We start from the raw sequence: 16,391 nt of genomic DNA on the forward strand, positions 1-16,391 counted from the left end.
GGCTCTTAGTTGTTCAGGCCAAGGTAGATGTTGGCGTTTGTCGACTGGAGGTAGAGCGCGTCGCCGGCCTTGCCGTTGTTGAGATAGAAGTAGGTGCCCTGGCCTTCCGCGGCCATGCCGTATTCCGCGTTGACCGCCGTGTTGCCGGATTCGACTGCCAGGATGCTGTTCCAGGACGCCGTGTTCTGGCCGCTGGCTTCGGTCGTGGTCGTCGGGTCCGTGCCGCGATAGGGCATCCACAGCAGGCCGCCCTGTGATTCGCTCTTGAGGAAGTCGTCAGTGGCCTCCCCGGGCTGGTCGACGAAGGTGAGCAACTGGGTGTCATTGATCGCCAGGAGACAGGGCTTGTTCAGGCCGTTGGTCTTCAGTGTGTTGGATGTGTTGCAGTTGACGGCCTTGGCTTCGAGCTTGTCGGCGAGGTATCCCGGGCCGTAGAAGCGGAACTCGGCCTCGCGCAGGGCGGCATCGGCGACATTCTGCAGTTTCGTGTCGTGGGCGCGGTTGGCGGTGATGCGCGTCTCAAGGGTTACGCCGCGCATGCTGCCGATGGCCAGCAGCGTGATCACCAGCAGCATGACGAGGGCGACGAACAGTACCGCGCCGCTCTGGGAGTTGCGGGAAGGGGCTGTCATGGCATGAGGTTCCTGATGGTCTGGGTGCTGCCGGCAACCAGGTAGATGCTTTTCTTGTCCGCGTTCTGCAGGCGGCTCTTGGTGGCGGTCGATGCGGTGGCCAGCCAATCGCTGAGCACTTTCGAATCGTCGCTGTCGCGCTGGCCCTCGCGGCTGGCGAGCAGCAGGGCGTAACGTACGCTGCGAATTGCGCCGCTGGCCGGTGCCCAGTCCGCTTGTGGGATGTACGAAGACACCTCCTTCTCCAGCACATCGGCGCTGCCGACCCCGAAGTCCAGGCGCAGGTCAGCGATACCGGTGAGCAGTTCGGCGTACTGCGGGGTGGCGGCGTTCAGGCTCTTGCACAGAAGACGGCCCTGCTGCAGTTCGCCCTCGCCCGGTTCGTACTTCAACGCCAGTACGGTCAGCTCGCTTGCGGCGGGGGGCGTCGAAGGAAAGGCTTTGTCGTACTCGACGGAACTGGCCGCGCCCTGGCAATCCAGCTCCTCGCTGGCCTGTGGCTGATAGCGAATACAGAAGCCGGTGCCTTCCTCCGGATCGAGTCCGGTGATGGCATGCCCTGCGTCGAAGGCCTGGCATCCACCCGAGGCAGCGCGGCTGGGGAATACCGTTTCCAGCAATGTGGACGGATTGCGACGATAGCCCGCCTTGCCCAGGTAGTTGTCGATCGTCAACGCGGCGAAACGGCCGTTTTCCAGATTGCCGGACTGGTTCTGCTGGAAGGCGTAGTTGCGCTTGTTGTCGACGTATACCTGGGTGATGCCAAGGATCAGGAAGCTGCTGATCGCGAGCGCGATCAGCAGCTCGATCATCGACAGGCCAGCCTGGCGCTTCATGTTGTTCATGGCTCTACTCGAACGGTGTAGGTGCAAATGCTGGCGTCGGAGTCGGACGCGTCCAGGCATGCGCCTTCGCGGACCTGCCAGGCCAGGCGGATTTCGATCATCGAGCCGGCATCCGCATTGCACTCGCCAGGGGAGGGGCTGCGGCAGACGTACATGTCACTGTTGAACAGATCGGCGCCGCCGGGCAGCACAGCCTCGACCCTGTCGGCCCAGCAGTCGCGCTGTTCCTGTGCCGTTTTCGCGATACGGGTCGGGCTGGCAACACAGCCCTGGCGGTTGGAAAAGTCCTGGCCTGCGCTCTTGTAGAACGAGGAGCTCGACTTCATTGCGCTGTTCATGGGGGACTTCGGCGGAGTGCTGCTGAACAGTTCCTGCGGATTGGCCCTGACGATCTCGATCAGGTCATTTGCCAGTTCGACGGCGGCGTTGCGCTGTACGGAGTCCTGGGTGTACTGGATGCTGCGTCCCTGCAACGCCACCATGCCGAGCACGCCGACGGTAGTCAGCAGGAGCGCCACCAGCACTTCGATCAGGCTGAAGCCTTTGTTGGTCGTCATGGCGTTCCTCACAGGGTGCAACTGCCAAGGGGCGTTTCGTCGGAGTCCTTCGTCCCTTGACGGAACAGCTTGATGGTGCCGCTCGCCTGGACCTCCAGATAAAGGCCCATGGTGTTGTCGTCGTCGTGGCAGACCGTGAAGTTGGCGGCCGTCGCCGTACCGTTGCTCCTGAACTTGATTTCGTCGGCACTGGCGCGGATTTGTGCGAGGTCGGGGTTGGACTTGAGTTGGCGGAGCGCATCGGCGTCGCCGTGCGTGACGCTCCAGAGGTCGTCGCTGTCGACGGCTACGGTGATGGTGACTTTCTGGCTTACGGCTTCGCCGCGGGCATAGAGCAGGAGGGACTTCAGCTCATCTGCCTGGGTTTGCAGGCGGTTGCGTTCGATCGCCGAGGTGAAGCTCGGGACGGCCAGTGTGGCGAAAACCGCCAGCAGGGTCACCACGATCATCAGTTCGATCAGCGTAAAACCGGCCAATCCCTTGGGGCGCGACATGGCGCATTCCTCGCTTTTCAGGTCGCGGCAATCCTGCCTTCTGCGACAGGAAAAGTCCTACGCGGGCGGATGACCGTTCGCTATAGCGCGATGTTCGGTCATGCGATTGGTGCATATGTGAATCCTGTCGCGGCCCGAGTGTGAAGCGGGTCAGTGACGGCACAGCAAGGTCGCCTCGCCGGACTCCCGGCGGATTCTTCCGGCCTTGTTGATCACGATCCGGGCGGCTGATGGGATGCGGGCGCAGAGCACGAAACTCCCGGAATGGAAGGCGCCGTTGGGCTGGATGCTGTAGCCGCCGGGGGTGTAGTGGACATAGCGGCGGGAGGTGCTGTCCGCCACCACGGTGATATTCCTGAGGGCCGCGTGGCTCCGTAGCAGCGCTTCGGTGGGCTCGCGAGTGCCGTTGTTGTTGCTGTCGACGAAGATTGTCCAACCCTGGGCCCAGTCGCCGTCGAGCGCGGCGATGCTGATCGGCTGGCCGGTCAGCGCGGCTGTCGCGCGGGCCTGACCCAGGGCACCGTGCAGCTCCTGCGTCGCGACCTGCAAGCGGTGCTCGTCGACGAGCCGGCCGAAGCCTGGCGCCGCGATGGCGAGCGTGATCGCCAGGACGGCCAGGGTTACCAGCAGTTCGATGAGAGTGAAACCGTTGCGCCTGTCCATGCTCCGTCCCTGGTTCGTGGTTCCCGCCAGGGAGTATCCCGTGTTGGTGGGAGAGCATCTGTCGTCGCAGCCGAGGTCGCTGTAGGGCGTTTCCCGGCTGGTTGTCATTGTCCTCCGTCACCCCGTTCATTCCGGCGCCCGGTATAGTGGGCGACTGGCAATTTCCCGTTGGTTTTTCCGTAAGTAATGTGGGGGCGTGGTATGCCGGATGTGATCGTGGTGGGCGGTGGGGTCGTGGGGCTGCTGTCGGCCTGGACCCTGGGACAGGCCGGGGCCGAGGTGGTCCTGCTGGAGCGTGGCGAGACCGGACGTGAGGCCTCCTGGGCCGGAGGCGGGATCGTCTCGCCGCTCTATCCCTGGCGTTACAGCCAGGCCGTGGCCAACCTGGCGCACTGGTCGCAGGATTTCTATCCCGTCCTTGGCGAGCGCCTGCTGGCGGACACCGGCGTCGACCCGGAAGTGCATGTGACCGGCCTGTACTGGCTGGACCTCGACGACCAGGACGAAGCGCTGGCCTGGGCCCGCACCCATCGGCGCCCGCTGTCGGAAGTGGATATTTCCACCGTGTACGACGCCGTGCCCGTGCTGGGCCAGGGCTTCAGCCGGGCGGTGTACATGGCCGGCGTGGCCAATGTGCGCAATCCGCGCCTGGCCAGGTCGCTGCGCGAGGCGCTGGTGCGCCTGCCGAACGTTTCCGTGCGCGAGCAGGTCGAGGTGACCGGCTTCCTGCAGGCGGACGATCGGATCCAGGGCGTGCGCACCGCGCAGGGCGATTTCACCGCGGATTCGGTGGTGCTGGCGGCGGGCGCCTGGAGTGGCCAGCTGCTGGCGAAACTGGGGCTTGAACTACCGGTCGAGCCGGTGAAGGGGCAGATGATCCTCTACCGCTGCGCCCCCGACTTCCTTACCAGCATGGTGCTGGCGAAGGGGCGTTATGCGATTCCCCGGCGCGATGGTCATATCCTGGTGGGCAGCACCCTGGAGTTCGCCGGCTTCGACAAGACGCCGTCCGCCGAGGCGCTGGCGAGCCTGCGCGAGTCGGCGCAGGAGCTGCTTCCCGCGCTGGCGGACCAAGAACCGGTCAAGCACTGGGCGGGGCTGCGTCCGGGGTCGCCGCAGGGCATTCCGTTCATCGGCGAGGTGCCCGGTCATCGCGGCCTGTGGCTGAATACCGGGCATTACCGCAACGGCCTGGTGCTGGCGCCGGCGTCCTGCCAGTTGCTGGCGGATCTGATGCAGCGGCGCCAGCCGATCATCGAGGCGGCGCCCTATGCGCCGGAAGGGCGCCTGGTGGCGGCGCCCATCGACTGAGCCGCCTGGGGATCAGTCGATCCCCAGCTTCTTCAGGCGGTAGCGCATCGAGCGGAAGGTCAGGCCCAGGCGCTGCGCAGCCGCCGTGCGGTTCCAACGGGTTTCCTCGAGGGCCTGCATGATCAGCTTGCGCTCGATGTCCTCCAGGTAGTCCTCGAGGTTGTCGATCTGCGCGAGGCTGGCCTGTCCGCCGTTGTCGCCATTGCCGCCGGTCTCGGCCAGGCGCAGGTCGTGGGGCTGGATCACGTCGTCCTCGCACAGCGTGTAGGCGCGTTCGAGCATGTTCTCCAGCTCGCGCACGTTGCCCGGGAAGCGGTAGTTCTTCAGCTTCTCCACGGCGTCGGCGCTGACCGTCGCCACGGGCAGTCCGGCATCGCCGGCCAGGCGCTTGAGCACGCGGTCGGTGAGCAGCGGAATGTCTTCGCGGCGCTCGCGCAGCGGCGGCACGCGCAGTTCGATGACGTTCAGGCGGTAGTAGAGGTCCTGGCGGAAGCGGCCGGCCGCCACTTCCGCCGCGAGGTCCTTGTGGGTCGCGCAGAGGATGCGCACGTCCACGGCGTTCTCCTGCTGGCCGCCGACGGCGCGCACGGCCTTCTCCTGGATCGCCCGCAGCAGCTTGACCTGCATGGGCAGCGGCAGGTCGGCGACCTCGTCGAGGAAGAGGGTGCCGCCGTTGGCGGCCTGGAACAGCCCCTGCTTGTCCTCCACGGCGCCGGTGAAGCTGCCTTTGCGGTGGCCGAAGAATTCGCTTTCCATCAGCTCCGACGGAATCGCCCCGCAGTTCACCGGGACGAAGGCGATGTTCGCCCGCGGCCCCTGTTCATGGATCAGCCGGGCCACCAGTTCCTTGCCGCTGCCGGACTCGCCGCTGATGTAGACCGGCGCCTGGCTGCGCGCCAGCTTGGCGATCTGGTTGCGCATCTGCCGCATGGGCGGCGAGTCGCCCAGCAGGCGGTTGTCCACCGGGGCCTCCTGCGCATCGGGGAAGCGCAGGCGCAGCGCCGCGGCGACCAGTTCGCGCAGGCGGGCCAGGTCGACCGGCTTGGTGAGGAAGTCGAACGCGCCGGCCTTGAGCGCCTGGACGGCGGTGTCCAGGCTGCCGAAGGCGGTGATCATCGCCACCGGCGTCTGCGGATGGCGCTGCTGGATGTACTGCACCAGGTCCAGGCCGGTGCCGTCGGGCAGGCGCATGTCGGTGAGGCAGAAGTCGAACGGCTCGCGGGCCAGGAACTCGCGCGCTTCCTTGACGTTGCGGGCGCTGCGGGTATCCAGCTTCATGCGGCCGAGGGTGATTTCCAGCAGCTCGCGGATATCGGGTTCGTCATCGACGATCAGGGCTTTTTGACGACTCATGCTCTTTGCGGGTTCTTAGCTTTGTTTGCGTGGGTGGGCGAAGGTGATGCGGAAGCAACTGCCACCCTCGTCACGCGTTTTGTAGTCCAGGCGCGCCTGGTTGCTTTCACACAGCTCCCGGGAGATGTACAGCCCCAGGCCGGTGCCCTTGCTTTCGGTGGTGAAGAACGGCTCGAACAGCTTGCCCCGCTGTTCCGCCGCGATCCCCTGGCCATCGTCCAGCACTTCCAGGACCGGCAGGTCGGTCTCGCTGTCGCGGAACAGGCGCAGCCACACCTGGCCGGTACCGTTCTTCTTCGCGCTGTACCGTAACCCATTCTGGACCAGGTTGGTCAGCACCTGCGTCAACTGGTGCGGGTCCATGCGCGTCTGCACTGTGCCCGCTCCCGTTTCGACGTGGAGTTGCTGGCCGTCCCGCAGTCCTTCGCGCAGTTCGGCGCAGAAGCGGTGCAGCCAGTACTTCAGGTCGAGCAGTTGCGGCTCGGCCTGGCGCCGGCGGGACAGTTGCAGGACGTTCTCGATCACCAGGTTCATCCGCCGCGACTGGTCCTGGATGATCTGCGTCAGCCGCCGGTCCGGCGGGTCGAGCTCTTCGGACTCCAGCAGCAGTTGCGCGGCATGACTGATGGCGCCCAGGGGGTTGCGGATCTCGTGGGCGATGCCGGCGGTCAGGCGGCCCAGGGCGGCCAGCTTGAGCTGTTGCGCCTGCTGGGCGATCTGCGAGATGTCCTCGAGGAACATCAGGATGTGCTGCTCATTGCCGTGGCGCAGGGGAATGAAGGCGGGCTGCACGCTCGGCGCGGTGTCGTGGGGCTGCAGGCTCGGCGGCCGCAGGGCGGGGTTCTGCTGCCACTGCTGCAGGCTGGCCAGCAGCGCCGGGCTGCGCTCGCCCAGCGCGTGCCCGCTCAGCTCCTTTGCGCCCAGCAGGGTGGTGGCGCTCTGGTTGGCCAGCAGCACGCGCAACTGGTCGTCCAGGACCAGGATGCCGGTGCGCATGCGCTGGAGAATCAGGGCGTTGAGCTCTTCGAGGCTGGCCACCTTGGTGGCCCGCTGTTCCGCGATGTTCTCGATGACCTGCTGGCGGCGCGCCAGGGCCTGGATCATCAGCGCCGCGGCGAAGCTCAGGGTGCCCAGCCCGCCGGCCTGCACATAGTGGTTGAGGGCGGTGGGCTGGCTGAGGCTGAGGTAGAAGGTCAGGTAGATCAGGCCGATGGACGCCAACGCGGCGATCAGCAGGCCTATCCGGCCGCGCAGCAGGATGTTGGCGATGGCGACGGCGACCACCATCAGGTTGCCGATACCGCTGGGCACGCCGCCGGCGGCGTAGAACAGCGTGCTGAGCATCAGCACGTCGAGCGCCGCCAGCAGGAACAGCGGCGTCAGTTTCCGCGGCGCCGGCATCAGTACGGCGATCAGGATGTTGACCACCAGATAGGTCCAGCAACCCACGTGGAACAGTTGGTAATGGGGGAGCTTGAGGACGTCGTCGTCGAGGTTGCTGGAAATCAGCAGTACCAGCACCAGGCCGATGGTCAGGCGATACAGGTGATACAGGCGCAGGACGCGCACGCCCTGCCCGGTGAGCGAGATGCCGTCAGCGATCACGGTCGGAATGGTCCTGCTCGAGATGAGCGCGGCTGCAGTACCAGTTGCTCTCGTCCTGCAGGGCATTGCTGCGCGGAACGTGTATCCCGCACTGGGCGCAGCGGACCATGGGCACGGTCTGCTCCTCGCGGGGCGCCTTCGCACTGGGGCGGGCGGGGCGGGTGGCCTTGCGCCACAGCCACCAGGCCAGGGCGAACAGGAGGATCCAGAACAGCAGGCGGGTCATGGCGTTCCCTTATTCCATCGAGAGCCGAAGTGTATCCAAGGTGTGCGTTCGCGCACAGAGACGTGGTCCGCGCCGGTGGACGATCGTCCACGAAAAAGGGAGGCCGAGGCCTCCCTTGATCGGTGCTGCAACTCTATCTGGCGATCAGTCGAAGATGCCGAAGGTCAGGTAGCTGAACCAGGAGCGGCCGCCGTTGCCTTCGGCGTCGTCCGCTTGTTCCTGCGCGTCGGGCTGGTTCTCGGGCTTGAGCTCCGCCGGAATCTGCTGTTCGGCGTCTTCGTACTGCCTGATCACGTCCTTGGCCGCCTGGGTTTCCATGTGCGGCGGGGCATCGTTGGACTCGATCAGGCCCAGGGTCGCCTTGGCCATCCAGGAGCGGTTGTCGGCCTCGTCTTCACTCGGGACGAACTGGCCGTCCTGCAGGCTCGGGTGGTCCGGGTAGTTCAGCTTCAGGGTCTGCAGGCTGGTATCGGCCAGGTCGTTCAGGCCCAGGCGCTGGTAGCCTTCGACCATGATCGCCAGGCCGTCGCCGACGGCCGGGGTCTCCTGGAAGTTTTCCACTACATAGCGGCCACGGTTGACGGCGGCGACGTAGGCCTGGCGCTTGAGGTAGTAGTGGCCGACGTGCACTTCATAGGCGGCCAGCAGGTTGCGCAGGTAGATCATGCGCGCCTTGGCGTCCGGCGCGTAGCGGCTGTTCGGGAAGCGGCTGACCAGTTGCGCGAACTCGTTGAAGGAGTCGCGGGCGGCGCCCGGGTCGCGCTTGGTCATGTCCAGCGGCAGGAAGCGCGCCAGCAGGCCGCGGTCCTGGTCGAAGGAGGCCAGGCCCTTCAGGTAATAGGCGTAGTCGACGTTCGGGTGCTGCGGGTGCAGGCGGATGAAGCGCTCGGCGGCGGAACGCGCGGCCTCGGGCTCCATGTTCTTGTAGTTGGCGTAGATCAGTTCCAACTGCGCCTGTTCCGCATAGCGACCGAACGGATAGCGGGACTCCAGCGCCTTCAGCTTGGCCACGGCGTTGGTGTAGCTCTTGTTGTTCAGATCGGTCTGTGCCTGCTGGTACAGCTGGCTTTCGCTCAGGTTCTCATCCACCTTCTCGCCCTTGGAGGAGCAGGCGGTGACGAAGGCGAGGATGGCGATCAGCAGCAGGTGTTTCACTTGCATGGCGGCTTGCGTCCCTGGACGGTCGGCTGTCGCGGCCGCAACCGTCTGTTATGATTGGCGCCCCAGGGGATACCCCTGGGACAAAGGCCCCGTATTTAACCACAGCGTGCAGCCGAACCAAAAGGCCGCGCGCCCTTCGTGTCCCGCCATGTCCGATATCATCCAACTCGCGGCAGAAGTGCCGTTCGACCTCGGTGGTCAGCGTCTCGACCAGGTCGCCGCCCAGCTCTTCTCCGATCATTCCCGCTCGCGCCTGGCCAGCTGGATCAAGGACGGCCGCCTGAAGGTCGATGGCGTCGTGCTGCGCCCGCGCGACATCGTGCACGCCGGCTCCCGCCTGGAACTGGCGGTGGAGCTGGAGGCCCAGGGCGAGTGGAAGGCCCAGGACATCGAGCTGGACATCGTCTACGAAGATGACCACATCCTGGTCATCGACAAGCCGACCGGCCTGGTGGTTCACCCCGCCGCCGGCCACCAGGACGGCACCCTGCTCAACGCGCTGCTGCACCACGTGCCGCACCTGGCCAACGTGCCGCGCGCCGGCATCGTGCACCGCCTGGACAAGGACACCACCGGCCTGATGGTGGTGGCCAAGACCCTCGAGGCCCACACCAACCTGGTCGCGCAGCTGCAGGCGCGCAGCGTCAGCCGGGTGTACGAGGCTATCGTCACCGGCGTGATCGTCTCCGGTGGCACCGTCGACGCGCCGATCGGCCGTCACGGTGTGCAGCGGCAGAAGATGGCGGTGGTCGAGGCCGGCAAGGTCGCCATCAGCCATTACCGCGTGCTCGACCGTTTCCGTGCCCACACCCATGTGCGGGTGAAACTGGAGACCGGCCGTACCCACCAGATTCGCGTCCATATGACGCACATCGGCCATCCGCTGGTGGGCGATCCCACCTACGGCGGGCGTTTCCGCATTCCGCCGGGCGCCAGCCCGACCCTGATCGAATCCCTGCGCGACTTCCCCCGCCAGGCCCTGCACGCGCGCTTCCTCGAGCTGGACCACCCGGCCACCGGTGTGCGCATGAAGTGGGAATCGCCGCTGCCGGACGACTTCACCTGGCTGCTGAGCCTGCTGCGGCAGGACAACGAGTCCTTCGTATGAACCCCTGGCTGACGCCCGACTGGCCGGCCCCGGCGAATGTCCGCGCCTGCGTGACCACCCGGGCCGGCGGCGTCAGCGCCGCACCCTTCGACAGCTTCAACCTCGGCGACCATGTCGGCGACGACCCGGCGGCCGTCGCCGAGAACCGCCGCCGCCTGACCGCCGAACTGGGCTGCCGGCCGGCCTGGCTGAGCCAGGTGCATGGCATCGACGTGGTCGAGGCCGATCCGTCCGTGGTCGCCACCGCCGACGCCAGCTGGAGCCAGAAGCCCGGCATCGCCTGCACCATCATGACCGCCGACTGCCTGCCGGCGTTGTTCTGCGACCGCGCCGGCACCCGCGTCGCGGCCGCCCATGCCGGCTGGCGCGGGCTGGCCGGCGGGGTGCTGGAGGCCACGGTCGATGCCCTGGGCGTTGCACCAGAGGAACTGCTGGTCTGGCTTGGCCCGTCCATCGGCCCGCAGGCCTTCGAGGTCGGCCCTGAGGTGCGCGAAGCCTTCCTCGCGGACCACGCCGAGGCCGCGCGGGCCTTCGTCCCCAGCGCCAATGCCGGGCGCTTCATGGCCGACATCTATGCGCTGGCGCGCATCCGCCTCGCCGCGAAAGGCGTGACGGCGGTCCATGGCGGCGGCCTGTGCACCTTCACCGATGCCGAGCGCTTCTATTCCTACCGCCGCAACGCCCGCACCGGCCGCCTCGCCAGCCTGATCTGGCTGGCCTGACCTCTCCGCTCCTGGACCCACCGGACCGCGCCGGCCCTCTTTTGGGGTAGGAGCGAGCGCATCGCGGACGGTGTTCCCGGCAGCGCGAACTGACGGGCGTCATGGCCAAATGGCTTGAACCGCCCAAAATCGTCCTTATCTATCTGGCATCCCGGCGGGCTTTGTCGTGACCGGGGGCATCCATCGCCCCGGCCCGCCATAGATAAGGAAGGACGACCCTCATGCGAATCGACCGTTTGACCAGCAAGCTGCAGCTTGCGCTCTCCGATGCCCAGTCCATGGCCGTGGGACATGACCACCCCGCCATCGAGCCCGTGCACCTGATTTCCGCCCTGCTGGAGCAGCAGGGCGGCTCGATCAAGCCCCTGCTGATGCAGGTCGGCTTCGATATCCCGGCGCTGCGCGTCGCGCTCAATAAAGAGCTGGATACGCTGCCGAAGATCCAGAACCCCACCGGCGACGTGAACCTGTCGCAGGACCTGGCGCGGCTGCTCAACCAGGCCGACCGCCTGGCCCAGCAGAAGGGCGACCAGTTCATCTCCAGCGAGCTGGTGCTGCTGGCCGCGATGGACGACAGCACCAAGCTCGGCAAGCTGCTGGGCAGCCAGGGCGTGTCCAGGAAGGCCCTGGAAAACGCCGTGGCCAACCTGCGCGGCGGCGAGGCGGTCAACGACCCGAACGCCGAGGAGTCGCGCCAGGCGCTGGACAAGTACACCGTCGACATGACCAAGCGCGCCGAGGACGGCAAGCTCGACCCGGTGATTGGCCGTGACGACGAAATCCGCCGGACCATCCAGGTCCTGCAGCGCCGCACCAAGAACAACCCGGTGCTGATCGGCGAGCCCGGCGTCGGCAAGACCGCCATCGTCGAGGGCCTGGCCCAGCGCATCGTCAACGGCGAAGTTCCCGACGGCCTGAAGGACAAGCGCCTGCTGGCGCTGGACATGGGCGCGCTGATCGCCGGCGCCAAGTTCCGCGGCGAGTTCGAGGAGCGCCTGAAGGCGGTGCTCAACGAGCTGTCCAAGCAGGAAGGGCGGATCATCCTGTTCATCGACGAACTGCACACCATGGTCGGCGCCGGCAAGGCCGAGGGCGCCATGGACGCCGGCAACATGCTCAAGCCGGCCCTGGCCCGCGGCGAACTGCACTGCGTCGGCGCCACCACCCTGGACGAATACCGCCAGTACATCGAGAAGGACGCCGCCCTGGAGCGCCGCTTCCAGAAAGTGCTGGTCGACGAGCCGAGCGAGGAAGACACCATCGCCATCCTGCGTGGCCTGAAGGAGCGCTACGAGGTACACCACGGCGTGACCATCACCGACGGCGCGATCATCGCCGCGGCCAAGCTCAGCCACCGCTACATCACCGACCGCCAGCTGCCGGACAAGGCCATCGACCTGATCGACGAGGCCGCCAGCCGCATCCGCATGGAGATCGACTCCAAGCCCGAGGAGCTGGACCGCCTGGACCGCCGCCTGATCCAGCTGAAGATCGAGCGCGAGGCGCTGAAGAAGGAAGACGACGAGGCCACCAAGAAGCGCCTCGCCAAGCTCGAAGAAGACATCGCCAAGCTCGAGCGCGAGTACGCCGATCTGGATGAAATCTGGAAATCGGAGAAAGCCGAGGTCCAGGGTTCCGCGCAGATCCAGCAGAAGATCGAGCAGGCCAAGCAGGAAATGGAAGCGGCCCGGCGCAAGGGCGACCTGGAAACCATGGCGCGCATCCAGTACCAGACCATCCCGGACCTGGAACGCAGCCTGCAAATGGTCGACCAGCACGGCAAGACCGAGAACCAGCTGCTGCGCAACAAGGTGACCGACGAGGAAATCGCCGAGGTCGTGTCCAAGTGGACCGGCATCCCGGTATCGAAGATGCTCGAAGGCGAGCGCGAGAAGCTGCTGCGCATGGAAGACGAGCTGCACAAGCGCGTCATCGGCCAGAACGAGGCCGTGGTGGCCGTGGCCAACGCCGTGCGCCGTTCCCGCGCCGGCTTGGCCGACCCGAACCGCCCGAGCGGCTCCTTCCTCTTCCTCGGCCCGACCGGGGTGGGCAAGACCGAGCTGTGCAAGGCCCTGGCCGAGTTCCTCTTCGACACCGAGGAAGCGCTGGTGCGCATCGACATGTCCGAGTTCATGGAGAAACACTCCGTGGCTCGCCTGATCGGCGCGCCTCCGGGCTACGTCGGCTATGAAGAGGGCGGCTACCTGACCGAAGCCGTGCGCCGCAAGCCGTACTCCGTGGTGCTGATGGACGAAGTGGAAAAGGCCCACCCGGATGTCTTCAACGTCCTGTTGCAGGTGCTCGAAGACGGCCGCCTGACCGACAGCCACGGGCGTACCGTGGACTTCCGCAACACGGTGGTGGTGATGACCTCCAACCTGGGCTCGGCGCAGATCCAGGAACTGATCGGCGACCGCGAGGCCCAGCGCGCGGCGGTGATGGATGCGGTGAATGCGCACTTCCGTCCGGAGTTCATCAACCGGATCGACGAAGTGGTGGTCTTCGAGCCGCTGGCCCGCGAGCAGATCGCCGGTATCGCCCAGATCCAGATGGGCCGCCTGCGCAAGCGCCTGGCCGAGCGCGAGCTGAGCCTGGAGCTGAGCGAGGAGGCGATGGACAAGCTGATCGCCGTCGGTTTCGACCCGGTCTACGGTGCGCGTCCGCTCAAGCGTGCGATCCAGCGCTGGATCGAGAACCCGCTGGCGCAACTGATCCTTGCCGGCAAGTTCCTCCCGGGCGCGAAAATCCATGCCAGGGTGGAGGGCGACGAGATCGTCTTCTCCTGATCCACAGGCCGATGAAAAAGCCCCGCACTGCGGGGCTTTTTCATGTCCGGCTCGGGGCTGAACTTCAGTGAGACGATCGGCTTTTCCGTAGGCGCGAGCTTGCTCGCGAATCCTGCAACGCCTGTATCGAGCCGGTTCGTGAGCAGGCACGTCCCGGCCGGCCATGCCCGCTCAACGGTTGGCGCGGGCCTCTTCGAGACGGGCGAGCAGGCACTCCAGCGCCCCGGCCTGATCCTCGGCGAGGTCGATGATGTGGAAGCCCGCCCAGCCCAGCTGGTCGTCGGCGCCGCTGCGGCTCCAGAGGCAGTCGGCGCCCAGGTGGATCTCCCCGACCTCGTCGAGCGGCGGCAGCGGGACCAGCCGGCAGTCCCAGACCGAATCGACGTCCGGCACGTCCACGCCGCAGAGCATGAAGCCCTCGCTGGACAGGTCGGCGAGGCGTCCGAGACTGCGCCCTGAGTGGCGGTCGAAGACCTCCACGGTCAGCCCGGTCAGTTGCCGGTCATGCTGGCGACGTTCTCCCATCGAGTGCTCCTCAGTTCTCTGCCGGGGCGCGCCCGGTGAAGCGTTTCAGGATCCGGTAGATCGTATTCAACGCGCGGTCCATCAGCGGGGCGGCGTGCTCCGTGGCGACCAGGCGAATGCTGCCCGCCTCCATTTCCCGCGCCAACTGCACCAAGGGTTTGACGGCCACGCGCTGGCCGCTGCGGTCGACGAACATATAGTTGCGAGTGGTCGGGCTGAACCACGACAGCTTGAGCCGGCGGGCCGGCGTTACGTCGTTGAACTCGAACCAGGTGCCGAATTCCACCTGCTCCAGCTCCCAGATCCACGCGCGCACGCGCTCGGAGATTGCCTCCCCGCCGCTGCGCTCATGGCCGAGGCCTTCGGCGCCGAGCATGGCGCCCAGCGGGCTTTCCGGCAGCTCCCGCCGGAGCTGGGCGGCGACCTGCGGCTGCTGGGCCTGGATCGCCTGCTGGCAGGCGACCAGATCCTGCAGCAGGCGGCGAATGCCGTCCTCGTGATAGCCGCCGAGTACCTCCAGCCCCCGGCGCAGCTCGTCCAGCAGGCCCAGGCGCAGCGCCTGCAGGTGCTCGCGCCCCGCCGCATCCAGCGGGGTGACGCTCCAGGCCAACTGCTCGCCGACTTCGCAGGCGCGCGTCCACTCATCGCTGTGCTCGCCGCTGCGCAGCGCGATGAAGGTCAGCGCATCGCACCAGCTGCGTTCGAGAAAGTGGCGTACCAGCGGCGGCAGGTCGCGGTTCCCGGTCATCCCGGCAATGGCGTCCAGCGCCTGCTCGCGGGCGGCCAGCAGGCGGTCGCGGCCGCGCGCCGCTTCCATGGCGCGGCGTTCGCGCAGTTCCGTCTTCTGCCGCAGGTCGGCGACGTGCTCGTTGAACTCGGCCAGCAGCGTGTCGAACAGGCTGAGGTCGCCGACGAAGCCCTGGACCACCTGCTCGACCACCCAGTGCATCTTCGCCTGCAGATTGCGCTCCTCGCTTTCGCCGCCGTACAGCACGCAGGCCTGGGCCATGGCGTTGAGCAGCTTGCGCGCCGGATGATGGTGCTGGGTGAAGAGCTGCTTGTCCTGCAGGGCGACCCGCAGATAGGGCGTGTGCAGGTGGGAGAGGGTGGTCTTGCAGCTGTCGGGCAGGTTCTCGTCGTCGAGGATGAAGTCGAAGACCATGCCCACCAGGTCGATGACGTCGGCCTCGCTGTCGGTCAGGCGGGTATTGCCCGGCTGCGCGGTGCCGGCTTCCAGCTGGCGCTGCAGGTCGGCCTTCAGCGCATCCACCCTCTGTGGCTGGCGCAGGCGCTGTGCCAGTTCCCGGGCCGACTCGCGCTGCAGGCGGTTCAATGCTTCGAGCAGTTCGCTGGCGCTGTAGGTGCTGGTCGCAGCACCGGACGAGGGGCCGAAGCTGACGATGCTCTGGCTGTTGCCGAACAGCGTGGCCTTGTCGCCGCGCCGGCGGTGTTCGGCCAGCAGGACCGCGAGCCCGCCGAACAGGGCCTGGCGATCGGCCGGCGGGACGTCCGGCAGGTCGCCAACGCTGTAGTGCGGCTGCAAGGGCGTCGCGCTGGCGGCTGGCGGGACGCCTTCCACGGGCGCCGCAGGCCGCGCTGGCGGGGTGGGGCGACTGCCCTGCGGGCGGTATTTCAGATTCGGCAGGATTCCCGCGTCGGCCAGGCGCTGGTTGAGCTGTTCATAGAGCGGCGCCAGATGCCGCATCACCTGCTGGTCGAACAGCACATAAAGGATGGTCTTGATGCGCAGCGGGAAAGCGCTCTGCGCCAGGGTCTCGCGATAGGCCCGGACAATCGCCTGGGGACCGAAGGGGTTGTGCTCCTCGCTGATCTTGCTGCCGTTGTTGAGCAGCGCCAGACGCTGGCCGAGGGCGAACAGCGGCTGGGCGCACTGTGCCTTTACCTGGTTCACCATATTGATGATGAGCAGGGTCTCTTCATATTCGTCGTGATCGATCAGCGTCAGCTGATCCGCGTCCAGCTCATCGTAGGGATCGCCGGTCGGCAGCTTGCCTTCGAGGAAGTCGCTCAGGCCCTGGGCGATGCGCTGGTGATAGAAGCGCTCCAGTGCCGGCCGCTGCCGGCGGATTTCCCGCATGGCCTCGAAGAACAGAGCCTGGACCTGATTGTTCTCGGCCTTTTCCGCGCCTTCGAACAGGGTGTCGTCGACCTGGGAAAAGACATTGCCGAGCAACTCGGCCAACTGGTTCATCACCAGCTGCCGGCAGGCTTGCACCAGCTCGCCGAAGCGCGGCTGGATCATCCGACTGGCGATCGACGAGGGCGGAGGGGTGTCCTTGCTGCTCATGGCCTTCCTGTCGCTAATCGGTCCGTTGCGCCCTGGGTGATCACTCATGTCCTGCATGCAGATATAGCAATCCGCCTGCTCCCCTGCAAAGCCGA

The 16,391-nt window shown here is 66.5% G+C and carries 15 protein-coding genes; 4 read left to right on the top strand and 11 right to left on the bottom strand.

Going from position 1 to position 16,391, the window contains the following annotated elements; translation table 11 throughout:
* Positions 1-5: 5 nt before the first annotated feature.
* From AC3B6A_RS04555 to AC3B6A_RS04575, 5 genes are all read right to left on the bottom strand, one after another.
* The gene (locus AC3B6A_RS04555; protein WP_488401117.1) at positions 6-632 is read right to left on the bottom strand and encodes a pilus assembly PilX family protein; all 627 of its coding nucleotides are present in this window, start codon (positions 630-632) and stop codon (positions 6-8) included.
* Positions 629-1,477 (bottom strand): PilW family protein, encoded by an 849-nt coding sequence (locus AC3B6A_RS04560; RefSeq protein ID WP_488401118.1) that lies wholly within the window; start codon positions 1,475-1,477, stop codon positions 629-631. The genes AC3B6A_RS04555 and AC3B6A_RS04560 overlap by 4 nt, the downstream gene beginning before the upstream one ends.
* Entirely contained in the window at positions 1,474-2,034 is a 561-nt protein-coding gene (gene pilV / locus AC3B6A_RS04565) for a type IV pilus modification protein PilV (RefSeq protein ID WP_488401119.1), read from the bottom strand. Before pilV ends, AC3B6A_RS04560 begins: the two co-directional genes overlap by 4 nt.
* A gap of 8 nt (positions 2,035-2,042) precedes the next feature.
* Positions 2,043-2,528: a GspH/FimT family pseudopilin gene (locus AC3B6A_RS04570; protein WP_488401120.1), complete on the bottom strand. Its 486-nt coding sequence runs from the start codon at positions 2,526-2,528 to the stop codon at positions 2,043-2,045.
* A 150-nt stretch (positions 2,529-2,678) separates the two neighbouring features.
* Complete coding sequence (locus AC3B6A_RS04575) at positions 2,679-3,191, bottom strand: GspH/FimT family pseudopilin (RefSeq protein WP_488401121.1); 513 nt, start codon at positions 3,189-3,191, stop codon at positions 2,679-2,681.
* A gap of 201 nt (positions 3,192-3,392) precedes the next feature.
* Here AC3B6A_RS04575 and thiO point away from each other — a divergent pair, with 201 nt between their 5' ends.
* On the top strand, positions 3,393-4,502 hold the full coding sequence (thiO, locus tag AC3B6A_RS04580; protein WP_488401122.1) for a glycine oxidase ThiO: 1,110 nt from the start codon (positions 3,393-3,395) through the stop codon (positions 4,500-4,502).
* 12 nt (positions 4,503-4,514) lie between these two features.
* On the opposite strand, the gene AC3B6A_RS04585 is transcribed toward thiO, so the two are convergent.
* The 4 genes from AC3B6A_RS04585 to AC3B6A_RS04600 form a co-directional block, all read right to left on the bottom strand.
* On the bottom strand, positions 4,515-5,855 hold the full coding sequence (locus AC3B6A_RS04585; RefSeq protein WP_488401123.1) for a sigma-54-dependent transcriptional regulator: 1,341 nt from the start codon (positions 5,853-5,855) through the stop codon (positions 4,515-4,517).
* 15 nt (positions 5,856-5,870) lie between these two features.
* The gene (locus AC3B6A_RS04590) at positions 5,871-7,460 is read right to left on the bottom strand and encodes a sensor histidine kinase (protein ID WP_488401124.1); all 1,590 of its coding nucleotides are present in this window, start codon (positions 7,458-7,460) and stop codon (positions 5,871-5,873) included.
* Entirely contained in the window at positions 7,450-7,686 is a 237-nt protein-coding gene (locus AC3B6A_RS04595) for a PP0621 family protein (protein WP_488401125.1), read from the bottom strand. Before AC3B6A_RS04595 ends, AC3B6A_RS04590 begins: the two co-directional genes overlap by 11 nt.
* A gap of 144 nt (positions 7,687-7,830) precedes the next feature.
* Positions 7,831-8,847 (bottom strand): outer membrane protein assembly factor BamD, encoded by a 1,017-nt coding sequence (locus AC3B6A_RS04600; RefSeq protein ID WP_488401126.1) that lies wholly within the window; start codon positions 8,845-8,847, stop codon positions 7,831-7,833.
* Positions 8,848-8,995: 148 nt separating this feature from the next.
* On the opposite strand from AC3B6A_RS04600, the gene rluD reads away from it, so the two are divergent.
* From rluD to clpB, 3 genes are all read left to right on the top strand, one after another.
* Complete coding sequence (rluD, locus tag AC3B6A_RS04605) at positions 8,996-9,955, top strand: 23S rRNA pseudouridine(1911/1915/1917) synthase RluD (RefSeq protein ID WP_488401127.1); 960 nt, start codon at positions 8,996-8,998, stop codon at positions 9,953-9,955.
* Positions 9,952-10,677, top strand: coding sequence for a peptidoglycan editing factor PgeF (pgeF, locus tag AC3B6A_RS04610; protein ID WP_488401128.1), 726 nt, complete (start codon positions 9,952-9,954; stop codon positions 10,675-10,677). Before rluD ends, pgeF begins: the two co-directional genes overlap by 4 nt.
* A 221-nt stretch (positions 10,678-10,898) precedes the next feature.
* The gene (clpB, locus tag AC3B6A_RS04615; protein WP_488401129.1) at positions 10,899-13,463 is read left to right on the top strand and encodes an ATP-dependent chaperone ClpB; all 2,565 of its coding nucleotides are present in this window, start codon (positions 10,899-10,901) and stop codon (positions 13,461-13,463) included.
* A gap of 171 nt (positions 13,464-13,634) precedes the next feature.
* Here clpB and AC3B6A_RS04620 read toward each other — a convergent pair whose 3' ends face one another.
* Both AC3B6A_RS04620 and AC3B6A_RS04625 read right to left on the bottom strand, forming a co-directional pair.
* On the bottom strand, positions 13,635-13,988 hold the full coding sequence (locus AC3B6A_RS04620) for a PilZ domain-containing protein (RefSeq protein ID WP_488401130.1): 354 nt from the start codon (positions 13,986-13,988) through the stop codon (positions 13,635-13,637).
* A 10-nt stretch (positions 13,989-13,998) separates the two neighbouring features.
* Positions 13,999-16,296, bottom strand: coding sequence for a DUF1631 domain-containing protein (locus tag AC3B6A_RS04625; protein ID WP_488401131.1), 2,298 nt, complete (start codon positions 16,294-16,296; stop codon positions 13,999-14,001).
* Positions 16,297-16,391: the final 95 nt, after the last annotated feature.

The organism is Pseudomonas sp. B12(2026), from assembly GCF_057767015.1.

What these genes read in the sequence shown, in the direction of transcription:
- AC3B6A_RS04555 (WP_488401117.1), bottom strand. Translation starts at nt 632, where the DNA reads ATGACAGCCCCTTCCCGCAACTCCCAGAGCGGCGCGGTACTGTTCGTC.
- AC3B6A_RS04560 (WP_488401118.1), bottom strand. Translation starts at nt 1,477, where the DNA reads ATGAACAACATGAAGCGCCAGGCTGGCCTGTCGATGATCGAGCTGCTG.
- pilV (WP_488401119.1), bottom strand. Translation starts at nt 2,034, where the DNA reads ATGACGACCAACAAAGGCTTCAGCCTGATCGAAGTGCTGGTGGCGCTC.
- AC3B6A_RS04570 (WP_488401120.1), bottom strand. Translation starts at nt 2,528, where the DNA reads ATGTCGCGCCCCAAGGGATTGGCCGGTTTTACGCTGATCGAACTGATG.
- AC3B6A_RS04575 (WP_488401121.1), bottom strand. Translation starts at nt 3,191, where the DNA reads ATGGACAGGCGCAACGGTTTCACTCTCATCGAACTGCTGGTAACCCTG.
- thiO (WP_488401122.1), top strand. Translation starts at nt 3,393, where the DNA reads ATGCCGGATGTGATCGTGGTGGGCGGTGGGGTCGTGGGGCTGCTGTCG.
- AC3B6A_RS04585 (WP_488401123.1), bottom strand. Translation starts at nt 5,855, where the DNA reads ATGAGTCGTCAAAAAGCCCTGATCGTCGATGACGAACCCGATATCCGC.
- AC3B6A_RS04595 (WP_488401125.1), bottom strand. Translation starts at nt 7,686, where the DNA reads ATGACCCGCCTGCTGTTCTGGATCCTCCTGTTCGCCCTGGCCTGGTGG.
- AC3B6A_RS04600 (WP_488401126.1), bottom strand. Translation starts at nt 8,847, where the DNA reads ATGCAAGTGAAACACCTGCTGCTGATCGCCATCCTCGCCTTCGTCACC.
- rluD (WP_488401127.1), top strand. Translation starts at nt 8,996, where the DNA reads ATGTCCGATATCATCCAACTCGCGGCAGAAGTGCCGTTCGACCTCGGT.
- pgeF (WP_488401128.1), top strand. Translation starts at nt 9,952, where the DNA reads ATGAACCCCTGGCTGACGCCCGACTGGCCGGCCCCGGCGAATGTCCGC.
- clpB (WP_488401129.1), top strand. Translation starts at nt 10,899, where the DNA reads ATGCGAATCGACCGTTTGACCAGCAAGCTGCAGCTTGCGCTCTCCGAT.
- AC3B6A_RS04620 (WP_488401130.1), bottom strand. Translation starts at nt 13,988, where the DNA reads ATGGGAGAACGTCGCCAGCATGACCGGCAACTGACCGGGCTGACCGTG.
- AC3B6A_RS04625 (WP_488401131.1), bottom strand. Translation starts at nt 16,296, where the DNA reads ATGAGCAGCAAGGACACCCCTCCGCCCTCGTCGATCGCCAGTCGGATG.